The sequence below is a fragment of the Thermogladius calderae 1633 genome, from assembly GCF_000264495.1.
GTDB lineage: Archaea > Thermoproteota > Thermoprotei_A > Sulfolobales > Desulfurococcaceae > Thermogladius > Thermogladius calderae.
In genome coordinates, this window is sequence record NC_017954.1 from 614244 (window position 1) to 637185 (window position 22942).

General features: G+C 52.2%; 23 protein-coding genes and 1 tRNA gene. 14 read left to right on the top strand and 10 right to left on the bottom strand.

The genetic code is table 11. The features are described 5' to 3' along the window. Positions 1 to 66: 66 nt before the first annotated feature. The 7 genes from TCELL_RS03545 (at position 67) to TCELL_RS03575 (ending at position 7405) form a co-directional block, all read left to right on the top strand. Positions 67 to 999, top strand: coding sequence for an AAA family ATPase (locus TCELL_RS03545; protein WP_014737349.1), 933 nt, complete (start codon positions 67 to 69; stop codon positions 997 to 999). Continuing rightward, positions 996 to 2117, top strand: a complete 1122-nt coding sequence (locus TCELL_RS03550) for a DUF4129 domain-containing protein (protein WP_014737350.1) — start codon at positions 996 to 998, stop codon at positions 2115 to 2117. Before TCELL_RS03545 ends, TCELL_RS03550 begins: the two co-directional genes overlap by 4 nt. Next, complete coding sequence (locus TCELL_RS03555) at positions 2104 to 3195, top strand: hypothetical protein (RefSeq protein ID WP_014737351.1); 1092 nt, start codon at positions 2104 to 2106, stop codon at positions 3193 to 3195. The genes TCELL_RS03550 and TCELL_RS03555 overlap by 14 nt, the downstream gene beginning before the upstream one ends. After that, entirely contained in the window at positions 3192 to 3434 is a 243-nt protein-coding gene (locus tag TCELL_RS03560) for a hypothetical protein (protein ID WP_014737352.1), read from the top strand. The genes TCELL_RS03555 and TCELL_RS03560 overlap by 4 nt, the downstream gene beginning before the upstream one ends. Next, entirely contained in the window at positions 3409 to 4878 is a 1470-nt protein-coding gene (locus tag TCELL_RS03565; protein ID WP_048163038.1) for a DUF4350 domain-containing protein, read from the top strand. The genes TCELL_RS03560 and TCELL_RS03565 overlap by 26 nt, the downstream gene beginning before the upstream one ends. 3 nt (positions 4879 to 4881) lie before the next feature. Beyond that, the gene (locus TCELL_RS03570; RefSeq protein WP_014737354.1) at positions 4882 to 6219 is read left to right on the top strand and encodes a DUF58 domain-containing protein; all 1338 of its coding nucleotides are present in this window, start codon (positions 4882 to 4884) and stop codon (positions 6217 to 6219) included. A gap of 73 nt (positions 6220 to 6292) precedes the next feature. Continuing rightward, on the top strand, positions 6293 to 7405 hold the full coding sequence (locus tag TCELL_RS03575) for a M42 family metallopeptidase (RefSeq protein WP_014737355.1): 1113 nt from the start codon (positions 6293 to 6295) through the stop codon (positions 7403 to 7405). Positions 7406 to 7408: 3 nt separating this feature from the next. Here the strand turns inward: TCELL_RS03575 and TCELL_RS03580 are convergent, their stop codons facing one another. Beyond that, positions 7409 to 7921 (bottom strand): COG2426 family protein, encoded by a 513-nt coding sequence (locus TCELL_RS03580; protein ID WP_014737356.1) that lies wholly within the window; start codon positions 7919 to 7921, stop codon positions 7409 to 7411. Between the two features lie 44 nt (positions 7922 to 7965). Between TCELL_RS03580 and TCELL_RS03585 the strand changes: the two genes are divergently transcribed. The 4 genes from TCELL_RS03585 to TCELL_RS03600 all read left to right on the top strand — a co-directional run bounded on the left by TCELL_RS03585 (position 7966) and on the right by TCELL_RS03600 (position 11817). After that, positions 7966 to 8520, top strand: coding sequence for a DUF998 domain-containing protein (locus TCELL_RS03585; RefSeq protein ID WP_162097829.1), 555 nt, complete (start codon positions 7966 to 7968; stop codon positions 8518 to 8520). A gap of 1064 nt (positions 8521 to 9584) precedes the next feature. After that, positions 9585 to 10472, top strand: a complete 888-nt coding sequence (locus TCELL_RS03590) for a hypothetical protein (RefSeq protein WP_014737358.1) — start codon at positions 9585 to 9587, stop codon at positions 10470 to 10472. An 88-nt stretch (positions 10473 to 10560) separates the two neighbouring features. Then, positions 10561 to 10884 (top strand): hypothetical protein, encoded by a 324-nt coding sequence (locus tag TCELL_RS03595; RefSeq protein ID WP_014737359.1) that lies wholly within the window; start codon positions 10561 to 10563, stop codon positions 10882 to 10884. A 6-nt stretch (positions 10885 to 10890) separates the two neighbouring features. Next, positions 10891 to 11817, top strand: a complete 927-nt coding sequence (locus TCELL_RS03600; RefSeq protein ID WP_014737360.1) for a DNA-methyltransferase — start codon at positions 10891 to 10893, stop codon at positions 11815 to 11817. Here TCELL_RS03600 and TCELL_RS03605 read toward each other — a convergent pair. The 6 genes from TCELL_RS03605 to TCELL_RS03630 all read right to left on the bottom strand — a co-directional run bounded on the left by TCELL_RS03605 (position 11814) and on the right by TCELL_RS03630 (position 17816). Then, the gene (locus TCELL_RS03605; protein ID WP_014737361.1) at positions 11814 to 12812 is read right to left on the bottom strand and encodes a hypothetical protein; all 999 of its coding nucleotides are present in this window, start codon (positions 12810 to 12812) and stop codon (positions 11814 to 11816) included. The genes TCELL_RS03600 and TCELL_RS03605 overlap by 4 nt on opposite strands. A 690-nt stretch (positions 12813 to 13502) precedes the next feature. Then, on the bottom strand, positions 13503 to 14582 hold the full coding sequence (locus TCELL_RS03610; RefSeq protein WP_014737362.1) for a radical SAM protein: 1080 nt from the start codon (positions 14580 to 14582) through the stop codon (positions 13503 to 13505). 70 nt (positions 14583 to 14652) lie between these two features. Continuing rightward, the gene (locus TCELL_RS03615; RefSeq protein WP_014737363.1) at positions 14653 to 15798 is read right to left on the bottom strand and encodes a radical SAM protein; all 1146 of its coding nucleotides are present in this window, start codon (positions 15796 to 15798) and stop codon (positions 14653 to 14655) included. A gap of 81 nt (positions 15799 to 15879) precedes the next feature. After that, a complete protein-coding gene (locus tag TCELL_RS03620; RefSeq protein WP_157864747.1) occupies positions 15880 to 16656 on the bottom strand; it encodes an aldo/keto reductase in 777 nt (258 codons plus the stop codon). A 41-nt stretch (positions 16657 to 16697) separates the two neighbouring features. Then, a tRNA-Thr gene (locus tag TCELL_RS03625) sits at positions 16698 to 16796 on the bottom strand. A gap of 66 nt (positions 16797 to 16862) precedes the next feature. Continuing rightward, positions 16863 to 17816 (bottom strand): uroporphyrinogen decarboxylase/cobalamine-independent methonine synthase family protein, encoded by a 954-nt coding sequence (locus TCELL_RS03630; protein ID WP_014737365.1) that lies wholly within the window; start codon positions 17814 to 17816, stop codon positions 16863 to 16865. Positions 17817 to 17891: 75 nt separating this feature from the next. Here TCELL_RS03630 and TCELL_RS03635 point away from each other — a divergent pair, with 75 nt between their 5' ends. Together TCELL_RS03635 and TCELL_RS03640 are read left to right on the top strand one after the other, a co-directional pair. Next, entirely contained in the window at positions 17892 to 18542 is a 651-nt protein-coding gene (locus tag TCELL_RS03635) for a cobalamin B12-binding domain-containing protein (protein WP_014737366.1), read from the top strand. After that, positions 18539 to 20098, top strand: a complete 1560-nt coding sequence (locus tag TCELL_RS03640) for an ASKHA domain-containing protein (protein WP_014737367.1) — start codon at positions 18539 to 18541, stop codon at positions 20096 to 20098. The genes TCELL_RS03635 and TCELL_RS03640 overlap by 4 nt, the downstream gene beginning before the upstream one ends. Here TCELL_RS03640 and TCELL_RS03645 read toward each other — a convergent pair. After that, positions 20085 to 21002, bottom strand: coding sequence for a pterin-binding domain-containing protein (locus tag TCELL_RS03645; RefSeq protein ID WP_048163042.1), 918 nt, complete (start codon positions 21000 to 21002; stop codon positions 20085 to 20087). The genes TCELL_RS03640 and TCELL_RS03645 overlap by 14 nt on opposite strands. A 138-nt stretch (positions 21003 to 21140) precedes the next feature. On the opposite strand from TCELL_RS03645, the gene TCELL_RS03650 reads away from it, so the two are divergent. Then, positions 21141 to 21845 carry a hypothetical protein gene (locus TCELL_RS03650; protein ID WP_014737369.1) on the top strand — a complete coding sequence of 235 codons (705 nt, stop codon included), beginning with the start codon at positions 21141 to 21143 and terminating at the stop codon, positions 21843 to 21845. Here the strand turns inward: TCELL_RS03650 and TCELL_RS03655 are convergent. Together TCELL_RS03655 and TCELL_RS03660 are read right to left on the bottom strand one after the other, a co-directional pair. Further along, entirely contained in the window at positions 21842 to 22087 is a 246-nt protein-coding gene (locus tag TCELL_RS03655) for a MoaD/ThiS family protein (RefSeq protein WP_014737370.1), read from the bottom strand. The two genes, TCELL_RS03650 and TCELL_RS03655, sit on opposite strands and share 4 nt — an antisense overlap. Continuing rightward, a complete protein-coding gene (locus TCELL_RS03660; RefSeq protein ID WP_014737371.1) occupies positions 22087 to 22404 on the bottom strand; it encodes a GNAT family N-acetyltransferase in 318 nt (105 codons plus the stop codon). Before TCELL_RS03660 ends, TCELL_RS03655 begins: the two co-directional genes overlap by 1 nt. Between the last annotated feature and the right edge of the window lie 538 nt (positions 22405 to 22942).

Below are 22942 nucleotides of genomic sequence, written 5' to 3' on the forward strand. Positions count from 1 at the left end.
ATTGTTTACTATAAAGTATTATATATCTTGACTGGCTATCCTAGTAGTAAGCAAGGGTTCCAGTGGATGGGGGTTAGGCAGGCTTACTCATATATAACGGGGTCTGGCTACCTGATCGAGAAGGAGAGGGAGGTCAAACTCGTATTAGCAGCGCTGATAGCCAGGGGTCACGTCCTGATCGAGGGCGTTCCAGGTGTAGCCAAGACGACTATAGCGAAGACGATAGCGAGGACTCTATCGCTTGACTTTAAGAGAGTCCAGATGACCCCAGACCTGCTCCCGATGGACATAATAGGGTACAAGATCTTCGACCAGAAGACAGCCGAGTTCAAATTCGTGAAAGGCCCTATCTTCACCAACATCCTACTCGCGGACGAGATCAATAGGGCTTCGCCGAGGACCCAGTCAGCTCTACTAGAAGCTATGCAAGAGAGGCAGGTCACCATTGAGGGCGAGACATTCCGGTTAGACGAGCCTTTCATCGTCCTAGCTACGCAGAACCCTATTGAGATGGAGGGCGTATTCCCACTCCCCGAGGCGCAACTGGACAGGTTCTTGGTGAAAATCGAGACTGGGTACCCGAGTACTAAAGGGTTTGTCGAGATGTTGAAGAAGGTCGACGAGATAGAGGCGTGGGTCGAGGCGATCAAGCCGGTCGTGACTAAAGAAGAGGTCTTGAACGAGATAAAGAGCGCGAGAGACGTCAAGGTCGACGAGGCGATTTACCAGTACATCGCTAATTTAGTCGAGGAGACTAGGAGACACCACGCGGTGAGGCTCGGCGCCTCCCCTCGTTCCGGGATCGCCATCCTGAGAATGGCCAAGGCCGTGGCGTATCTCGAGGGGCGGAACTACGTTATACCGGACGACGTGAAGCAGGTCCTCGTCCCGACTCTATCCCACAGGATAATCCTGAAGCCGGAGTACGAGGTAGAGGGGTTGACCGCGAGTAGAGTTGTCGAGGAGATAGCTAACAGGGTACCGGTGCCTAGGCCTTGACTAGAGGCGTGGTAGTCTTTCTAGTCCTTCTATACGTCTCTTTGTCCTCCGTGGCGAGCGCTCAGGCTCTCGAGACGTACAGGCACACCCCCGGCTTCACGGGCTCCAGTCTCAGCGACTGGCGGGAGATAATAAGCTCGCTCCAATCAGGCAATTTGAGCGCCTCGGAGGCGCAGAAGGCTGCTAGCACTATAGGAACGCTGATAAACCAGACCTCTCAACTGGGCGTCTCGAGCTCCTCTCTAAACCAGTCGCTCGAAGCACTGTACTCCTACTTCCACCTCTCTTCGGGGAACTATACCGAGAGCGACATACTCAACGCACTGTCTCTGCTTAACAACACAGATGTGAAAAACATGCTTACATCACTCTTTTTCTCCTACATGTTCGAGAACAAGAGTGTCTCTGAGAGCGATATGTTAAGCGTCCTCGAAAGGATCGAGACGCTTTGGAGACAAGGGAAGCTGACGCCCGCCGACTACGCCCTGGCTCTAAAACTCCTCTCTATATTGGCCCGCTCAGAGGGATACACGAACTTGTCGGATAGACTCGACTCGGAGTCTATGAGAGTAGCGGCTGACGCGTTAAAGGCTTTAACCAGCCAGCTACCGAATCTCATCCCCCCATACCTAGGTCAGCCCCCAACCCCAACAAGCGGCGTGAAGATAGGGGGGCTCCCTAGTGCGGTGTTTCCGCTACTAAGCTACCTGTCCATCCCGGAGGGGTTACAGACCATCGTACTAGTTGCAGCAGTTGTCGCGACCTCGATTCTACTATCTTACTTGGCCCCGAGGCTGGTGGGTAAGGTGAGTGCTCTCTGGTCTCCGACTGCGAGGAGAGTGAAGAGGCTGATCGCGCATGCTGGGAGGTGGGGCGAGGCAGTGGAGTACTACTGGAGAGCAGTGGCGAAAGTTGAGAGAGCGACAGGTGTTAGGCTCTCACCAAGCAACACTCATCGCGAGTACTACAACGCCGTGAAGAGCGCGCTGGGAGGGCTGTCACAGTCTTTCGGAAGGCTCACGGAGATCTACGAGGCGAGGAGGTACGCGGGCGACTCCAGGAGGGATCTCGACGAGGAGGCCCGCAGGCTATACGGTGATCTAGTTGCCAAGCTATAGGAGTCTCCTAGTCGCGGTTGTCCCCCGGCTGGTCGCGCTCGCTCTAGTCTACTACACGGTCATAGTAAACTTCAACCTTCCCGCCATCAATTTCGCCGGCATGGGGTTGGTCTCGACTCTCATGGTCGTGGTCGCGTGGGGCCTAGTAGTCGTGACTATTGTGACGGCATCGCCGCAGTTTTACGGTATAACTCTAATCTTCTTGTCCCTACTACCCGCCGGCCGTGACCTTAAGTTGATTGTAACCGCGCTTGCGGGCTATTTCGTCTTGCTGTTCGTCGACAACCTCGTCTCGAACTACAACATCAACCAGTATGGATGGATAAGGTATAGGCAGGGAAGCGGTCACCTGGCTGTTTTCCAAGTACTCTTATTCGTCGCGTCGTTGTCGGGGGTTGCGTTCCTTATTTCAAGGCTGTGGGTTCTGTACTATGAGACGCTTACTTCGACGGCCTCGTCCGGCTTAGGCATACTGCTCACGTCTACATACTTGTTTAAGTTGCTTCTTCTGATCGCTGTAGTAGTCTACGCGCTTTACACCGCTAGAGAGTTCTTCACGGTTTTCTTCTTCTACATGAAGCCCAACGCCAGGATGGCGCTGAGCATCTTGTTAGACGAGGAGTCGATCAACGTGTTTTACAACCCCGTGTTTGGGAGCCTGAGAGGAATGATCATTGCGAGCGCGTTCGCCCCGCTCCTATACCAGCCCATATACGAGGTCTTCGGAGACTACCTGGCGAGACAGCTCTACTTCCTCAAGGAATACGCCCCTATGGTTTCAAGTGTTGTGCTAGCGTTGGTCTCTTGGATTCTTGTCACTATTGTCTTGAGGGGTCTGGACTCTATTTTGATGGACACCCCCCGCCAGCTACTCGTGGCATCCCTGGTCATGTTGGCGGTAACGTACGCGGGGGGCGTGTACTACACTTTCAAGGCCACCGGCGATATCTGGCTGTCTCTCATACACCCCGACTTCGAGACGTGGTCCCTAAGCGTTGTCTCGGCTTACCAGAGCTACTACACCGTGTTTTATAGCTTGGTAGAGTATATACCCAAGATGTCGGGTGCTGTGCCTTGAGGCAGATAGTGAGGTTCCTGGTCTACCTTGTAATAGGAGTAGTCCTGTTGTCGCTGTCTATACTAACGCTCCTCTGGAGTATCGGGTACATGCAGGCTGGTTTTGTTGCCACGAGCCTACTGAGCGCTCTTATAGGTTTCACGCTACTCTCGGCCGGCTTGTACATTCTACGTTTATCGGCGTACGTGTACGCTCTAGAGAAGGGAGGCGGAGTTGAGCGAGTGGAGGGTAAGAGTTAGAAGCACGCTCTCTATTTTCCTGATACTGTCTCTGGTGGCCATAGGGCTCATCTCTCTAGCTGAGAAGGGAGGGCCCGGACTACCAGTTTTCAAGGGGGCGGCCCCTTTCAACACTGGCGAAATAGGCACGTCTAGCCTCGTAGAGATGCTGAGGGAGAGGTACGGTAGCGTATACGTCATCACGAATTTGTCCGAGCTGGCCAACCTACCCCTATCTGGGAGCTGTCTCTTCGTAACGGTATCCCCCGAGAGGCCGTACACGGAGGCCGAGTCGAACGAAATACTGAGCTCGCTGGCCAGGTGTAGGGACATAAAACTGCTGATAGCCGACGAGAACACCACATCCAACGCACTGCTCAAGGCCGCTGGGGCACCTCTACGGGTCGCAGAGGTTGTTGTGCTAGTTCAGCAGAGCGGCCTACTCCGGTTGGTCTACGACCCTTCAACGCGGCAGTACCTGCCCCCATACCCGGTGTCCAGGTTCAACGTTGCGGGTAAGGTATACGATGTAGTCCTAGACATAGCCTCCTACATCAATGTAAGCGGGGGCAACGCGACGGTTTTCGGAGAGTACTACGTCGGCAACAAGACCCTCGTTTCGGGGGCTGTCGCGTGGTCTAGTATATCATTGGATGGGCAAAAGAGAGACGTCGAAACGGTAGTCTTGTCCGACGGCTCTGTTTTCCTGAACCAGGTCATAGATCGAAACGAGACCTACAGGCAATTCGCCCTGGACCTATTTCAGAGCATCTGTGGCACCGGGGGGTGCCAGATAGTTTTCGACGCTAGCAGATACACACCCATCCCCCTAACTGACATAATGAACGACATCAACGGCATTACGCCGCTCTACGTATCTTTCCCAACCCTTCTAGGCATGATAATAGCGAACCTAATCCACCCGTCGACGTGGTTCGCGCCTCTTCTCGACTACTCCAACAGCTTGCTGAAAGAGGCTCTACAAAACCAGCTGGTGGCCTCGGTTTTCTCGGTCCTTCTCGCTTTGCTCGCGTTCGTTTACTTCTCAAGGGGCGAGAGCTTCATACGGGATAGGCCGATGGGCGAGGAGAGGCTCGTGGAGGTGGCGTACGCTGCGAACATCAGAGAGGAGATCGTGAGGGGGAAGCTGAAACTCGGGAAAGAGGACTTTAAGTCCCTCTACGAGCTGGTAGACCAGGTCATGTTGAGCGTCTACGGGCTGGGCTTGAAGGATGCCGACTTGGTCAAGAGGTTGTCCGAAGTCACAGGCCCCGAGAAGGCGAGGAGGTACGTTGACGCTATGAACAAGCTATACGGGAAGGCGACAGGTGCCCGTAGAACGCCTATCGTGTTGTCGTGGCATAGGACGGTCCTGAAGTACGCGAGGGAGAGCGACGAAGTGCTCTCGAAGATAGGAGTTAGCCTGATGAGAGTAGAGGTGCTGGAGAAGATAGCGAGGCGGTGAGGTATGCGCGAGGAGTCCCCGGTGCACTCGACTCATAGAGCTAGAGTGCTGTACATCGTCTCCTTTCTGGTGCTGCTCTCCGGTTTCGTGTCGAATAACGGCTCATTAGTCATGGTCGCGCTGGTAGTACTGGCCTTCCTCTTCGGCTTGAGAGCGTACGTCACCTACGTTGCGGCTGGCTTGAGAGACCTCAAAGTGGAGTTCGACCACGACACTCCCATCGATAACGGGGAGTTCGAGGTCAGAGTTGTAATAAAAAACCCGGGGATTGCGCCACTGGCCTTCGTAGAGTATAACGTGAGGCACTCCCCCTTCCTCAAATTCGTGAAGGGCGCTACCCGGGGCTTCATAGCAGTTCCGGCAAAGTCGGAGGTGGTCATAAGAATGGTGTGCCACGGTAGGGTGGGGAGGCATAGGATAGGCCCCCTTGAATTACAGGCAAGGGACGTATTCGGGCTGTTCAAGACTAGACCTTATAACACGGGGGCCTACACCTACATCAGGATCCCCCCGTCCTACCAAGTGGCAGTGCTGAGAAGACTGGCCGCCTACGCTAGGTCGGTCGGGTTATCGAGGTCAAGGATCGCCGGGGCTGGCGTAGAGTTCCATAGCTTGAGAGACTACAAGCCGGGTGACGAACTCAAGAGGATCGAGTGGAGGAAAAGCGTCAAGTTGAACAGGTTGGTAGTCAGGCAGACCGAGAGAGAGGCTCAGCAAAACGTGTATATCCTGCTGGACTCCTCTCACGTAATGCTGGTGGGCCCCTACGCCAGGACGGTATTCGAGCATATGTCGAGGGCTATGAGTGCCATCGTAGCCTACTTGGCCCAGAGGGGTGATAACTTCCAAGTCATAGTATTCGGGGCTCGGAGACTAGTCGCCATGCCGACCTTAATGCGGTCAAACGCCGGTCTCCGGGTCGCTCTAGAAGCCATGTCAAGTGTTGACTTTGAAGAGGTCGTCAAGGAGGAGAGAGCGCGAAGTCTCTTGGAGGCATATAACCTGTTACTAATGTCGCTCAAGAGGGAGAGGAACATCATAATAATCGCGACGGTCGTCGACTCCCAAGAGTACTACGAGACCCTCGTTAAAGTGGTCAAGGAGCTCGCTGGTTTAAAGAACATCGTTTATGTGGTGAACCCCGTCATCACGTCCTATGACATGATCGGCATCCCAATGTGGGCCCGTGGCCTCTACTCTCTGAAGACGCACGAGTTGTTAACCAAGCAGTTGAACTACTCGAAACTGTTGAGGAAGAGCGGTGTTAACACTGTTGTGGTCACTTCGCTGGACGCCCCTATGAAGATCGCCACGTTGATCGAACAGTACAGGTCTAGGTAGTCAGGTATTACCGTGCCCCGGAACTAAGCACTTATATCCCATACCACTTATCCTAATTAACTCGGTGTATCCCATGGTTGAACTTGGTAAGTTAAAGGAGGAAATGTACGGTTTGCTCCAAAAGCTGACAAGCGTCCACGCACCGAGCGGGTTTGAGTACTTGATTCACGACACCGTGATAAGCGAGCTGGAGAGACACGCTGACAAGGTGTGGGTGGACTCCTTGGGCAACGTGATCGCGTTAAAGAAGGGAAGCAAGGGTGGGGCCAGCCTAATGCTCGCGGCCCACATGGACGAGATAGGGCTGTTCGTGTCCTATATAGAGGACGACGGTTTCCTACGCGTCACCCCGATAGGCGGGGTTCTTGAGAGGACACTACTACACCAGCGCGTAGTCATAGTGACTAGAAGCGGGAGGACTGTGAAAGGCGTCATAGGCTTAAAGCCCCCTCATGTAGTCAAGCCGGAGGAGGCCCAGAAGATACCTGAGATAAAAGAACTCTTCGTAGACATCGGGGCGTCATCGCGGGACGATGTGGAGAAAATGGGTGTAAGGGTTGGCGACGTAGCGGTGTTCGACAGGGCTATGGAGAGGTTGGCCGGGGATAGAGTCACAGGCAAGGCGTTTGACGATAGAGCAGGCCTCGCTGTGATGCTTAAAGCCTTCCAGCTGATCGAGAACAACGAGGCCGACGTGTACGCTGTGGCTACTGTCCAAGAGGAGGTCGGGCTCAAGGGTGCGAGGACTGCCGCCTTCGCTATCTCCCCCAGCGTGGCGATCGCCCTTGATGTCACTATTGCGAGCGACTTCCCCGGTGTAGCGAAGAGCGAGCAGTTCACGAGGTTGGGTAGGGGCCCCGCGATCAAAATAGCCGACGGGAGGAACGCGTCAGGCCTCATCACACACCCCGAGATACTCAACTTCATGGTCAAGGTTGCCGAAGAGGAGAAGATACCCTATCAGCTAGAGGTCATACCTGGGGGGACTACTGACGCCTCGATAATAGCGTTGAACAAGGAGGGGGTACCGGCAGGCGTTGTCTCGGTGCCTGCGAGGTACATACACTCCCCCACGGAAGTAATAGACTTGAACGACCTCGCCTACGCGGTATTACTCACAGAAAAGATAGCCGAGAAAGCAGGTGTCGAGTGGCTCAACAGAATTAGGATGCGAGTCGTGAAGTAGCTCTCACAGACCGAAGAACATCTTTAACACCGTGGCCCCGGTCTCGACGACTGCTAAGACTATTAGAAAAGCCCCGAGCACGCCTAACTCGATACTGAGAACCCCCTTTCTAAGTTCCATACCCAGCACGTGCGCTACAAGCGCGCCAGTCCACGCCCCGGTACCTGGTAGGGGTATCGCAACGAACACTGCTAGGCCGGCGAACTCAAGCCTCTCGTGCCCTCTCGCCTTCTTCCTAGCGTAGTCCACTACTTTCCAGTAGAGTCTCTTCAGAAAACCGGGGGCTCTACTGTTGTTTACAATCTTCCTCTCAGCGAACCTCAAGGCGAGAACGGCTATGGGGGCCACCGCTAGATTACCCAATAAACCTGCGGCCAGTGCCACCATGTAGAGCGACTGGTCCTGTCTGAAGAAGTAGTACGCAAGCGGTATGGCCCCTCGTATCTCAGCCACGGGCGAGAACCCCATCAGAAAGACGAGTAGTAGCTCGTACGCTACACTGCCCACGTGGAACACCGCGCACTACCTATTTAAGAGACCCGCGGTCGAATAAAAACTTGGTGTCCTCGGTGGAAGCAAGACCCTTAATCCTCGTCTCACCCTTTATCGCGTCTCTCCTCTCTCTACTGCTCCTAGCCCTGTGCACCCCCTGGTTTAACATCTGGGAGAACGCATTCAGCGATCTTGGGAGAATCGAGAAAGGCCTGACAGCTGTGGTGTTTAACGGGTTGGTATCCACCACGGGGGCTATCCTGTTGGTATACGCGACCTCGGTAGCACGCCCCCTCGCCGCCCCCTACAGAGCCCTGCTCGTGTTAGGAGGCTACTCTCTGACCATGATAGGTGTTTACCCGGAGGACTACGGGAGGCTACACTTCTACGTCTCTCTCGCCTTCTTCTTGGCCTCAATAGCCTACATGGTGGTACACGCCATGGAGACCTCTGTCGAGGGGGCCGTGATTGCCGCCCTAGGGCTCGTCAATTTAGGGGTCTGGACAGCACACTTCACGTTCAACTTTCCTCCTGGCGCCGCCGTCCCCGAGCTAGTCTCGCTCGTATCGATGCTCGCCACACTGGCTAGAGACCTCGGGAAGACCGATTCAGGTCAGTCGTAAGCGTTTCCGAGGAGGAACGTGTTCCCCAAATAGACTCTTCTAAGCCCGTTCTCCTCCGCGATTTTCAACGCCCTCCTAGCGTGAGACCAACTCGTCCTAGGAACCCAGCCGAAGGAGGGGGGTTCCCATCATGGTGTACACCTTCCGATAACCCCCTCCTTCAGACCAGGGGAGGGATCCAAGATCCGCTCCCTCCCCTAAATTCAAATGTTAGGATCTTAACGAGAGGGAGGACTATGGAGGGGATTAGAGATTGAGAGTTGAATAGAGTGGGGAGCTAGGTGTCTAAGCTATGGATTCCACTCTATCCCCACACCCAAGCTAGGAGAGCTATCCACAGGCGTAACGTTATCCGAGTGAGGTAAATGCCTAAAATGTTAAAGTGGGAGGGGAGCACACGAATCCACTCTTAGACCCCCCTCTAACTCGTGGAGCTCTTTATATCTCTCATTGACAGCTCCCTTACCTACACTTTGGAGGTTTCCTGGTTTTCTTTGGTTCCCCTTCTTTCCTCTCCACTTCTTTAACCCCCTGTTTACTCAAGGGAGCTCACCACTATAGGTGTTATATTCTCGCATTCCTAATATAAGAAGGGTATACCTAAACGTTAAGTAGGAAACTCGAGTGTGTCCCAGGTAACCTTATAAAGTCTTTGCTCCAACAGCGTGATCTCATAATTTAGAGTTTACTAGATCATAGTATGTGGGACTTTACCTACACACTATACCCTTACCTAAAAACTCTCATGGTGCTTACCGGTTCCAAGTGATTTACATGTAGGATATTAGAGATTCTGATTATCGAAGCACATTATAGATGCTCCTAGAGAGTCTTGTTTGTTGATATTGTCACAGCCGACTTGTCACTAGAGTTCTAGACGGTAACCTCCCTCTCGTTTAAGTAACCTTACTTATTGTATGCTTCAAGTTTAGAGTTATGGTGTTGTCCTTTAGGGGGTTGATACCGAAGTTAACATAGAGCTCCTGGAGGCTCGCTATCCATGTAAGAAGTGATTACGAGAATTTAAACTAGGGTTAAGCTCCTTCATATGAGGTGAATGGAGGTTGCCTAGAATACAGTTAAAGGAACTTTCTGAGAATGAGAGGAGAGAACTCCTTAAAAAGCTTGAGGAAATTGGTAAGAGTAATCTAAAGCAGGATCTAGAGCAAAGTCTACTATCTAAGCTGTCTCAGAGTGATAGATGGGATAAGGAGCTCTTATTAAGGTATCTCTTGTTAGCTTCTATTCTCGATCAACAAGCTGAATCGGTAAGTGCGAGGAATACAGTAATTAAACTCTATGAGGAGTTTGGGAGAGACTTTTTCATGAAACCCCATGACTCGATAAATAGAATCCACGATATATTAGATAGAGTCCTCAAAGTCTATGAGCCTAAATCTAGGGTTATTAGGGTTTCGAAGGAGGGTGTATCTCTGATGAGGGTTGGTGGTTTCCTCCTCGCACTACTCAGTCTATCCTCACAGTACGGCTCCCTACAACGTTACTTTAGTTCCTTTAGAGGACCAAGAGAGCTACTTAATAAGGGTATACTGGGTAACGTACTCCTTAAAGGACTCTTATACGAGAAGGCCGCTCGAATGTATGTAGGCTGGATTACCCACCCAGACTTACACATTGATATCTTCGAAGGACGCTGCGGGTATAACGAGATACCTATGCCTGTAAACGGTCACGTGTCCAAGGTTATGGCGAGAACAGGGTTCCTAAACTCTGTCCTAGTGGAGGAGGGTAGACCAATAGTGAAGGCTAACGAGGAAAGGAAGAGGATAGAGAATCTTGTTAAGAGATACTATCCTCGAGGCGACTTCTTCATGATAGACTATGGTGCTTTCTACATAGGTTTCAAGTATTGTAGAGAGGAGAATCCAAATTGTAACGCATGTCCAATATCGAATTTATGTAAGAGGAACACTAAGGTGCGCGCCTTCTAGCCTTCCACGGTTAACGTTTAGATGGTAATACCAGGGGTTAAAGTTTAAAAGGCTACCCCATAATACATAGTATATAGGGGTATGGGGTATGGGTATCGAGCTACCTATACCACCTGAACCTGAGGAGATAAAGAGGTTTATAAGGGAGCATAGGATGAGACTTCAATCAGAACCTGATATAGATCTCGATTCCCTAGCTGTATGGTATTTAAACAGGCTACCCTCATACCTATGGGGGGTTTGGAAGAAGGATCTTGAGGATAGAGGGTATACGTGGCAGAGGTTTGTGAAGATCCTGAGGTATGCTACGAGTGATGTGATCGAGTGGGCTTTATACGATAACCTTGAGTGGGAAGATCTAGTGTACAGGTTGATTAAGCTCCTTGAGAGATATGCTCCCATCAAGGGGTGATATGCTATGGTCTTCGTTAAGGTGGTATTCGGAGATGCAAGGAACATGGGGGAGCTCCAGGACGGCTCAGTGCACCTCGTTGTAACCTCCCCGCCGTACTACAATGCCCCCTTCGACTTCCCGGGCTTGTTCCCGAGCTACGGGGACTACCTGGATCTACTCCGGGGTGTTGGGAGGGAGATCTACAGGGTTCTAGCTCCTGGTAGGGTTGCCTGCTTCGTCACTCAGGATGTTAGGGTTGAGGGTAGACTCTACCCTATAGTCTCAGACCTCATACACATCATGGTGTACGAGGTTGGGTTCGAGTACCAGGAGAAGATAGTGTGGAGGAAGCCTGAGGGTTACATTAGGATTAGTAGGAGAAGTGGTGTCCTAATACAACACCCATACCCCATGTACTACTACCCTGATAACATATACGAGGAGATAGTCGTCTTCAGGAAGCCGGGTGAATTCGATAGAACCAAGGTACCCGAGCATGTGAGGGAGAGGAGTAGGATCGATGTTAGGAGATTCCAAGTTGAGAAGTGGTACCTCTCAGTATGGGATATAAAGAACGTTCTACCAAGCGAGAAGTGGAGCAAGTACACGGCGGCGTTCCCGGAGGAGCTGGTGCAGAGGCTCGTGAGACTCTACAGCTACGTCGGGGAGACGGTTCTAGACCCGTTCCTCGGGACAGGGACAACATGCGCTGTAGCTAGGAGGCTTGAGAGGAACTGTGTAGGCTACGAGATAGACCTGGAGCTAAGAGAGGTGATAGAGGAGAGGCTGGGGATAGGGAAACCAAGCCTAACAGAGTACACTCGGGGAGCCGACGTTAAAGAGGTAGTGGTTAGAAACGATGCTAGGAGGTTGAGGACGACATTGAGAGAGAGAATAGAGAGGAGGTTGAATGAAAAGAACGAGAGATCCATGAGGGATAATCATAGTTAACCCCCCACATCGCTAGGTAGTTTCTGTAAGTATGTCTTTGTAGCCTCAAGAGCGTAGTAGAGGAGCTCTCCGTTAACAACCATGTATTGATTACGATATTCATGATTACACTCAACTAGCTTACCTCTAGCTTTACCTTCTATCCTGGGTTTAAGGATCCCCCTGATGGATTTCGGTGTATTAGATGCGAGCTTAAACATTACCTGTGGTCTCTTCCCAGCTATCTTAGCGACACCTACCTTAACACCCGTTCTAACATTTGGATCAAATTCAATCCTAAGTCTTAACCTATCGACTATGGACTCGTTTAACCCGTTCTCACGTGCTTTGATACGTAGATAGTCTAGAACCCTGTGGAAGCAACCCATACAGAAGCTGAAGTATCTCACTGGAATACCTACATCCCTCATATCCCCTATGTAAGCATAATAGGTTACCTCCTTACCCCCCTGCTGGATCTCACGTTCAACTTTAAGACTTCTAGAGGCTAAGATACCTGGTTTAACTACGTCCTTAAGTAGGTTTAGGAGCTTCTCTATTAAGTCGGCGTTTACATAGAACATAACCCAGTTGGTCCACTTTTCCGGGTTAACCCCTCTGATAGATGTCCTCTCGAGGTGATAACCTTTAACGTCGAGTTTTAGATGTATGTTACCGTTCTCGTCATAACCTACATCAACGTACACCTCGTCTGGTGGCATGTAGAACGCTGTCTTACCTCTAAAGGTGGTCTTCTCCCATCCTAGAGACTTAGGATCTAGTTTAAGCCACTCTGGGGGTATTAATCTCTCTATCGTTATAGGGTTGGGTTTTCCAAGCCAGCCTCTGAAGTTAGAGTAGATTATCGGTATAGGTGTCTTAACCCTCCCATCTCTACTACTGGGAACCTGAAATCCATTGTTAATAAGCTCCTCCTGAAGTTCTAGGGAAGCACTAAAGTATATCTGTAGCGAATCAACCTCATACCTCTTAACCCATCTAACCTCCCCATCCAAACTCAGAACACACTCCCCACCCAAATCACCTTAAACTATTTTATCTTCTTCCTCGAATACACTCTACCCTTCACCCTTACCTAGTTCTAGACGGAGGTCGTTAGTAGCTCATAGCATAAAATACCACTAAATACACGGTAACCTCTAGGTTAGCTATTGAATCGGAGGGTTTAAAGCCGTAATTGCTATGTTACACAATGTTACCAAGGCTATACATCCTACACCTACACCCCACCTCCCCCTCCTCTCCGCACCTCTACATGAGGATTTATCCCTCTGTTAGCATACTACAATAACTTTTAATCCTACTGTTACCATGTTAGTAGAGTTTCATACCTATTCGTTCCTTGTTGAACGAGAGACATCAAGGAGGACTAGTAGCACATCGGTAGTACCCATGTGGTGGGACTCCATCGTAGGTGTACCTGGTGATGGTAACGATGGTCTGAAAAACCAGTAGCAAATCACTACGATGTACCATTAGGAGGGACTTGTAGAGAATGGGATGCTTGTGGAAGCCATCAGAGAAGTGAAGCTAGCATGGTAACGACGGTGTGGAATGTCCGTAGCAAATCATTGTCATAAAACGGGAAAAATCAAGTCCATGGAGGGGGATAAATCCCATGATCATGAGCGGGAAAAATCAACTCTCATCCGGCGGTGTACAGGATTCATGGTGATATCCCCCTCTCACGACCCCCCTCCATGGTCTGAAGGAGGGGGGCATATCGGCTGAAGAGGGGGGAGCTCCCTAGGGAGGTCGTTGAGGTAGAAGTCCGGGTGGAAGCCCAGAAAGACGACCGGTATGTCGGGGTTCAGGCCCGCGACAAACTTCGTGATACCGTCCAGCTCGTAGTCGTCTAGGTAGCCTGGTACGAGTAGTACCGATACGACTAGTAGCGGGGGCTCCCTCCTCCTTTCAAAGAGCTTCGCCGCTCTCTTCACGTTCTCCCTGATCAGGTGAACGTGTTCGGGTCTCACCCCCGTCAACGCGCTGTAGACCTCTGGGCTCCATGCCTTCATGTCGACCTTAACTATGCCCCCTGTCTCGAGTGAGAGCTCGACCGCCTTCTCGAAGATCGCCGGGTTCCAGAGCCCGTTGGTCTCCCAACAGACCCTGAAAACCTTGAGTCCGACTTCTTTTGCCTTTTTAATCATCCTCCTTGCCGCGACGATGGCCGCGGTGGAGAACACAGACGGGTCTCCACCGAAGAAGCAGACGCAGGTGGTCCGCTCGTTTACAGCCTTCACAAGGTCATCGATAGTGAAGCGAGGTCTCTTCTTAACCGCTATGAAGTGGTGTTCCCAGTTCTGACAGAAGAGGCAATTCAGATTACAAGAGCCGAAGAATACAGCGATGTTGTAAAAGCCCGGCTCCCCGGTGGGGGTGAGAGCGTAGACCGGGTAGCCAACTCCTCTAGCTGCCGGGCATACCTCGACCGCTACGCAGTTCGTCGGGTGGGGGTCGTAGTACACGTGGCCCAGCATAGTATCTGCTCTGAGAAAGCCGACGACCTTCCCAGCGGTCGAGTACCTGAGTCCACAATAGCCGACCTCCCCATTACTGAGAGAGCAAGACCTACCGCACAGGGTACACTTCAAACCGTTGCCAGTAGGCTCCTGCTGTTTGCCCAGCTCTCTTCGGACCTCTTCGTGGAGCTTCAATACGTGGTCGAGTGCGCTCTTGTTCCTCCTTAGACAGTCTACGCAAACTCCTAGAAAGGACGAGATCGTCCTCGAGGACCGTCCGCAAAAAGAGCACGTGCCCATATCTACAGCACTACTCCTGGCCTCCCCACTTTGATCTCGTGGTAAGAGGGGTTATAGGGATTAAACCCTGTCAATCCCCACTTAACCTGAGCTTAGGGCACATCCTGAACTCGTGTAAGACAACCTCGGATACAAACGTAGGGTCGCAATTCACGCACTTCCCCCTAGCAATTATTGTGGCCTCCCCCACCATCACCGAGGACGCTTTGAACCCTAGCCTCCCCAAGAGCGAGGCCACTTCGTCGACGCGGGGCTTTCTCATCCCGCTAACCTCGACCCCGTACAGACTCATCCTCCAGCACTTCATTCCGTGGGTGTACAGGTTCGCCATGCAGGCTGAAGGGAAGAACAACAAGCCTTTCTTCAAAGCGTACTTTTGGATCCCGGACTTAATGTCGCCGGTATAGACATCGTACTGCACCCCGTTTCTCATCTTCTCGACTGGGACGTCTACCCTTTTCAAGACCTCCCTTATATCGACGCCCGACTCCTTCAAATTCTTTATGATGCTCTTCGTGACTCTCAAACCGCCCGCCACGACACCTACTGCCCCGTACTCGAGGGCTTGGTCAACGATCTCCTTGTACTCACGCTCGGTCACGCCGGGTATTATAGGTCTGAGGAAGAGGAAGGGCTTTAGCCCTGCTTCCCTCAGGTTCTTTATAGTCTCGAGCCTGAGCTCGGGCTTCGGTGCCTGGGGTTCGAGTTCGCTCCACTTGTTCAAAGTGACGATCGTGACGAGCGGGGATATCAGCCCTCTGCTCGCATCGGCTATTCTCGCGGCGTCTCCTCTATTGATGTATGCCTTGGTCGAGAACTGGACAGGGTTGCCCAAGTACGTGTAGAACGCCTGGACGTACTCGATCGTCCGCTCCTTTACTAGGGGGTGGAAAGGCTCCGACACGCTACCTACTGCGAGGTATGTCCCTTGCAGAGACGGTATGAAGTACTTGTTTGAGAGGAGGGCGTAGACTACTTGGATACCGCTCAGCGGGTACGGGCTCGCCTTTGCTGGATACCCCATATCGTATATGTAGCAGTACCTACACTGGAAGAAGCAGCCAATCGAGGTGTGGATGGTCAGACCGCAAGGCCTAGGCCTCCTTTTAGCGTGGGAATCGTTCTCGGCTTGTCGGGCTTCCCTCTCGCTTAGTAGGCCTCGGACCTCCTCTCTGAGTTTCTCTTTTAGCTCCAGTAGCTTAACTACGTTGAACAAATAAGACCACTCAAAAGATGTTTAACGTGCTACGACCCTTTTACGCCTCCTCTAGAGTGAGAAGACAGAGGGCTAGCCAAGTTATATTCTCTTGAGTTCCTCTAGGTCTTCGCTTCCCATCCTCCAGCCCATGGATCCCATTATCTCCTTCACGTGTTCTATTTTTTCAGCCTTAGGGATGGGGATGACGTTGTCCTGGCTTATCAGGTAGTTCAAGGCGACCTGCACTGGTGTCCTCCCGTACTTGGAGGCGATCTTCTGAATCACCGGGTGAGTTGCTACGGCGCCTCTCTCAAGCGGCATGTACGCCTGGATCGCGATGTTGTTTGCACGGCAGAAAGGGAGGAGAGCCTCTTCAACTTCTCCTTTATGTAGGACGCTGTAGTGGACTTGATTTACAACTATCCTCTCCCTCGAGAGGGCGTTTATTGCCCTCTTTAGTTCGGTGAGGTCGAAGTTGCTAACTCCTATGTACCTTGTCAGCCCCTCTTTTGCCACGATCTCGAAGTTCCTGACCTGCTCCTCTATACTTATAGACGTGTTAGGCCAGTGGATCAGGTACAAGTCCACGTAGTTTACCCCCAACCTCCTCAAGGCGGCTCTGGCGGCCTTGATAATGAGGTCTTTGTCGACGAGTCTGTCGGGCAACATCTTCGTCGTGATGAAAACGTTATCCCTACCGACGGCTTTGACTAGCTTGCCAACGAATTCTTCGGCCTTCCCGCCGTCGTACATCTCGGCTGTGTCGACGTTGTTGACTCCGCTACTCAGAGCGTACAGGTAGGCCTCGTACGCCTTACCGTAGTCTCTGATAGCCCAGGTTCCTAGACCAACGGCGGAAACCTTGTCGCTGCCGATAACCTTGAACTCGACTTGCGTAACTCCTCCCCTCCTAGTAGAGCCGCCGGCGGGACTTGAACCCGCGACCACCGGCTTTCCCGGGCCTTAGGAAAGGGGGCTTACAAGGCCGGCGCTCTACCCGGCTGAGCTACGGCGGCTCTAGGATATAATTAAGAGTCCATGAGAGTCTTATAAACGTCGACCGTTGTTCCTCGGAGGACGTGCTAAGAGAGGTCGAGTACCGCCTTCTTAATGTTAGCGAGCTTCTTCAACGCGACCTCGTAAGCATCCCTCCTAGAGCCCGAGGCTGTCGACAGCCCACCGAAACCACAATCAGCAGAGACCAGGTCGACTCTTCCTCTCGCCTTCGCGAGTAGCTCTCTCAGTAGACCCTTTATTTCCTCTACACTTTCTACTTCAGGTCTCTTGCTACTGGCCACACCTGGAGCCAGAACTTTGCCCTTAGACGATAGTATTTCGCCGTTTACAATATTCGTGTTTTCTGGAGAGTCGTGAAACTCGAAATTTAGGAAATCTAACACGGGGACGCCCACTAACAGGTCGAACAGCCTCTTACTGACCCTGCCACAGACGTGGATCCCGTGGTACCCGCCTATTCCCTTGAAAACGGTCTCGATCACGTCTGCTATGTCCCCCTCTCCCCAGCCGAAGAGTAATCTCCGCGTGCCTACAATCACCCCTAGTATGGGCTCGTCTATGAAGAGGTAGTTGTAGCCCAGTCTCTCCATGTACTTCAGGACGCTGTTAACGTACCTCGCCATGGTTCTCACTACGTCAGCGTTCGCTATGCCTGTGGACTCGAGGCCGCCCCCCTCCGCGAGCAAAACCTCACTTGAGAGTGTGAAAGGCCCTGTAACCGGGGCTCTTAACCCCTTAAAGCCTAAACTCCGCGCGCGGTCTACGAAGACCTCTGCTTCCTCTATCCTACTTTCGAAAACTACGTCCTCGACCTGGAGGCTCTTGTTGAGGAAATAGCTCTCGCCTCTCAGGGCTACAAAGCCGCTGGCTACCAGGGGCTCCATGTATATTTCTACGAAGTTCCTCAACTGCGGGTAGGGGGGCACGTCAACGCCTATCTCTTGGAGGTCTCCCGCGATCAAGCCCACGTTCTCCAAGCTAAACTCCAACGGGAAGCTACCAACGTGGCTTGTCTTCACAGGCTAGCCACCTTCTAACGCTTAATTTATGCAAATGCTATGTGAGGGATATAATATAACCGAGAGGGTAAGCAGTTGAGCCTCGAAGAGGCAAGGGAGTGCCTAGTGAATCTTGAGAAAGACTGTGTTTTGAGAAACGTGAAAGCTGCTCTAGACGAGGGTATACCCGCCTCCAGGATAATACTCGACTCTCTGAGTAAAGCAATGGAGGAGATCGGTAGGCTCTACGAGAGCGGGGACTACTTCATAGCCGAACTGATCGAGGCCGCCAGCATCTTCAAGGAGGCTATGAAAATCCTCGAGCCTAGGTTGAGGGAAGAGGCCTCGAGAATGAAGACCGTGAAGAGGGCGAGGATCGTCATAGGGACTGTAAAGGGAGATGTGCACGACATAGGTAAGACACTGGTAGCTATCATGCTCCAGGCGGCTGGGCACGAGGTCATAGACCTAGGCGTAGACGTCTCCGTAGAGAAGTTCATTGAAGCCGTCGAGGAATATAAGCCTGACATTGTTGGCATGAGCGCCCTGCTCACGACTACTGCCAGGTACATGAAAACCGTTATAGACGAGCTTACAAGACGTGGGTTAAGGAGTCGAGTGAAGGTTATCGTAGGCGGGGCCGCCACGACTCCAGAGTTTGCGAAAGAGATAGGGGCCGACGGCTGGGCCCCTAACGCGATAGAGGCCGTTAAACTAGTGGAGAAGTTGATGGGAGTTCAGGCTTGAGCGAGGTCGATATCGTAGTAGGTAACAGGGTACTGAGGGGGGCCAGTGGCGGGAATCTGGGCGAGATACTCGCAAAGAACGGCGTTATAGCGCTGCCGTGTGGAGGTAGGGGTCTATGCGGCCTTTGCCGCGTTATCGTTAAGAAAGGCTCGACGTCTCCGCCTTCTAAGTACGAGAGAGTACTAGGCTATACGGGACCTGTAAGGCTTGCTTGCCAAACTAGAGTCCTGAGCGACGTTGAGGTAGAGCTATTCCCAGGGCTAGCAAAGCCCGTCAAAATAGACACCATTATCGTTAACCCTAGGAGGGTCGAGCCCGTTGTAACAAAAGTTGGACCTGGGCTATTCAGAGTACTAGACCGCGTGGTAGAGCTGAGCCCGAACCTTCAGCGGGCAGTCCTAGTAGACCTGGGGACCACAAAAATAGCCTACCAGGTCGTGGACCTTGGGGGCGATGTACTGGCCGAGGACTCTGTATTCACCCCGCTTCAAGACTACGGTGCCGACATCATAACGAGGTTGACGAAGGCGCTGGAGGACAGGCGGTACATGGACGATATGACGATGAGACTACGTGGCTTAGTGTCCGAGATAGCTGACAAGCACAACGCGGGCCTAGTGCTACTAGCAGGGAACAGCGTAATGGAGTCGATCTTCTTCGGTCTAAAACTCGACAGCCTAGCTGAGTACCCTTACCGCCCTCCAACCAGCGACCTTATCTTAGACAACATTGGTGGTAAGCTTGTACTGGGCTTCCCGATGCTACACGGTTACCTCGGAGGCGACGCTTACGCGGACCTCGTTGCCTCCCTGGAGCTGAGATTAGAGACCCCCTACCTGCTGATCGATATCGGCACTAACACAGAGATCTTCCTCGTCAAGGAAGATGTGGTGTATGGGACTAGCACGCCGAGTGGTCCGGCTTTCGAGACAGGGGTCTCGAGAGGGTCCACTATAGTGCAAGGAGGTGTATACGAGGCGAGGATAGACAGGCTGGAGAACGGCAAGCCCGTGTTCCGCTACAAGTATCTAGTCTCGACCTCAGGCATACTAGGCCCAGCGCTTGTGAGTATAGTCGCTGACCTGAGACGGCACGGGTTAGTAGACGAGCACGGTAAGTTCACAAGCGGCTACGCGACCATTGCGGGAGGGCTGAAGGTATTCTACATTGACCCCTCCAAGGACCTCTACATATCCCAGCTAGACGTGAGGAACGTGCAGAAAGCCGTCGCGGCAGTGAAATCTGGCATTAGAATTCTCATGAGGGAGGCCGGGGTGTCGTCAAGCGACCTGAGACACGTTGTCGTCGCCGGCAATTTCGGCGCGGCTCTGGACCTCGAGGACGCCATGGCTATAGGGCTGGTACCCAACGTTGACAGAGAAAGGGTATTGGCAGTAGGCAATCTGGTTCTCCCAGGGTTGAGAGTGGCGTTCTTGGACAGCAGGTACCTGGTCGACTTTAGGAGAGTCGCGGAAAGAATAGCCTTCGTCGACCTACCCAAGGTAGAGGACTACATGAACGTGTGGATTGACAGCCTCCGGCTTAGCCCCTTGTGAAAATCTGCTGTAACTCCTTTAACAGGGTCTTGACGGGGTGCCTACCCTCAATCCTTACACCAGACCTCCTCAGCCCATAACCTAGAAGGGAGTCTACCATGGATACGACTGGGGCGACGTACTTTGCTCTAGAGACAGGACCGTACATCACGAAGTCTGCTCCCATCATCCTCAGAAAAGCCGCTGCACCTCCATGGACACCCACTGTCCCTTCTACGCCCAGCCTCTCTTTAGTAGCCCCGCCAAGCGCGTTGGCGGGTGCGCTTCCAGAAGGTAACTTGAGCTCGGATTTGATCCTGTGTATCGCTTCTCCACTCAGATAGATCGAGGAGGGGTCTAGAACCACAGTATCGACCAACACGTTCTTTACCCCCGTGTCTCTAGCCGCGTCGAGTAACCTTCTCACTATCTGGAGTCTCTTCTCCGGCTCTATGGACGTATAAGGGTCTTTGGGGTCGAACGCCATGAGAACGCTGGTCTCAATCCCACTATTTCTCAACGCCTCTAGCTCCTCACGCGGACTGTCCACGTACAGGCCGTTCGCGATCGACAACTTCTTCAGACCCATCTCGGAAGCCCTTAGATACGCTTTAGCCCTCACTGCGGGGTCAGGGGAATCCAGGAACAACGGGATGTTGAATTCGCCTACGAAACTTAAGATGTCGTCAACGAGCTCTTCTCGCGGAAAGACCACGTCGAGAGCTAGTACAAGCCCGTGCTTTTCACATACATTGATAGCCTCCTCTAACTTCTCGCGTGCCGACTTCTTGTCAATACCGCTGCTTGTGAGAAGCCTGTCCCCCATGTAGAATATGGAACCCACCAACCACGTTGGGCACTCGCCAAGTACCCCTCCAATACAGTAGTCGCCGACACGGTATTTACTCGCTTCGAGCCGGTTCACCTCATCACCACCGTGGGTTCTAACTCATAACGATAGCGCCGACCACATATTAAAGTGCTGACAGCTATTTGGGGCAGGAAACGTTTATACACCTACTGCTGGATACGAAGGCCATAAACCGAGACGTGGTGATGGAGTTTGGAGATCATAGTGGAGCTCCCCTCTTTCTCAAGAAAGGGGGTCGACAAATTAGCTCCCCGGCTCAAAGATCTTGGTTTCAGCGTCTTTCTCCCCGAGAACCCCGCGGGAATACCAGCACTATTGGCCGCGGCGGTTGGTGTCTACTTGAGGACGAAGTATGAGTTAGGGGTCTACATTAGCACTAGGCTTGTAGATGTGAACCTCCTCTACGCGTACTCAACAGTTCTGACAGCGAAGGAGTTCGGCTTCAAGGGTGTAACCTTGCTAAGGGGTGACAAACCAGCCTTCGGTGAAACCCTGGAGACAAACTCCGAGGAAGCACTGGCTTTCATAAAAGAGAGAGTGAGAGGTGTTGACCTAGGGCTCATCGTGAGCATGAGGTTCTCCATGGACAACATACAAGCCCGCCTCTTAAAGAACCCCGACTACGTGATGGTCATACACTTCGGTCTAGGCAACATGGACAAGATGGTCGAGGTCTCTAAGGTTGCCAGAGAACGAGGAGTAAAGGTCTACCCGTTTGTCTTGCTGTCCCTCGAGAAGAGTAAGGGCTTGTTCATGCAACTCGGGCAGCCCTTCGTCGAGACAAACCAATTAAGAGGTGTATGTGAGAGCCTCAAAAAAGTCGTTGACGGTATAGTGGTGTCCTCACCGCTAGACTTGGACACAGCTGTAGAGCAAGTCGCCCGGCTGTGTTTCTAGCCCCCGGACACCGGGGGAAGCAAGACCACCTCGTCCTCTTCCTTCAAGCTAACTGGCGCGGCAGGGTTGACCGAAACCCCGTTTACTAGGACGATCAGTTCTCCTCTTCGGTAGAGCTCATCTAAGACCCTGTACTTCGAGCTCAACGTGTTGACCAACTCCGATAGACTACCAGCGCTTATGAACTCTTCGGAGACCCCAGTCTTGTCTTTGAGCCAAAGCATGAACTTGACTCTAGGCACTACTCACCCTCTTTGGATTTCTCCTCCTCGAGCCGCTTCTCGAACAGGCTCTTCAGTTCCTCATCGCTCATACTCCTGTAGGGCTCGGCAAGCCACTCTCTCGCTTCTTTGTGCTTCAAGAAGTAGTAAATCGAGTAGCTGCATATCGGCTCTATTAGGTACCCTTTTTCCTTCGCCATGTTTACCGCGTACTCCATTAACTGGCCGGCTATCCCCTTACCCCTGTGTTGAGGTGGCGTGTACGTCTCAAGTAGCTTCATAACGTTGTTATCGACCCTGTACCTGATAAAGGCTTTCGTATTGTCGGGTAGGGTCATATAGATCACAGTACTAGTGTGTCTAATGCCCTCCAAGCAACCACCTCGATCCTTTTAGGTTAAAGAAGTTGGAGTTTTAAATAGGTTGTTTAAAGGAGGAGTAGGTGGAACCGTTTTAAACACTTGCGACATTGTATTAAACCGGTTTGAATCATGGAGAGGCTTCTACTAGTAATACTACTAGCATGCGTATTAAGCCTCTCCCACACGGGCCTCTACGCGGAGCCTCAGACTAGAATCGCCCACACCACGATTTACTACAACGGTCTTCTCGAAGTGGCTACTAGCGGGGAGTACACTCCGAGAAACTACGTAAACAGTGGTGTTAGTTCTTTCTACATGAGGGTCACATACCTGGTCAGAGCCGACATAGAGATAGCCGTCGTGAACGGGGTAACTGTATATAGTGCGAACATAAGTAGGTGGATCGACTCGGTCTCCTCCACTCCACCAAACGTCGTCAACGTCACCGCGCTACAGGCCGAGAGCAACTTATCGTATGCTTCCATCGGTGTTTTCAACCCTCCTATAGTCCTCG

What these genes read in the sequence shown, in the direction of transcription:
- TCELL_RS03570 (WP_014737354.1), top strand. Translation starts at nt 4,882, where the DNA reads ATGCGCGAGGAGTCCCCGGTGCACTCGACTCATAGAGCTAGAGTGCTG.
- TCELL_RS03595 (WP_014737359.1), top strand. Translation starts at nt 10,561, where the DNA reads ATGGGTATCGAGCTACCTATACCACCTGAACCTGAGGAGATAAAGAGG.
- TCELL_RS03610 (WP_014737362.1), bottom strand. Translation starts at nt 14,582, where the DNA reads ATGGGCACGTGCTCTTTTTGCGGACGGTCCTCGAGGACGATCTCGTCC.
- TCELL_RS03575 (WP_014737355.1), top strand. Translation starts at nt 6,293, where the DNA reads ATGGTTGAACTTGGTAAGTTAAAGGAGGAAATGTACGGTTTGCTCCAA.
- TCELL_RS03545 (WP_014737349.1), top strand. Translation starts at nt 67, where the DNA reads ATGGGGGTTAGGCAGGCTTACTCATATATAACGGGGTCTGGCTACCTG.
- TCELL_RS03660 (WP_014737371.1), bottom strand. Translation starts at nt 22,404, where the DNA reads ATGACCCTACCCGACAATACGAAAGCCTTTATCAGGTACAGGGTCGAT.
- TCELL_RS03600 (WP_014737360.1), top strand. Translation starts at nt 10,891, where the DNA reads ATGGTCTTCGTTAAGGTGGTATTCGGAGATGCAAGGAACATGGGGGAG.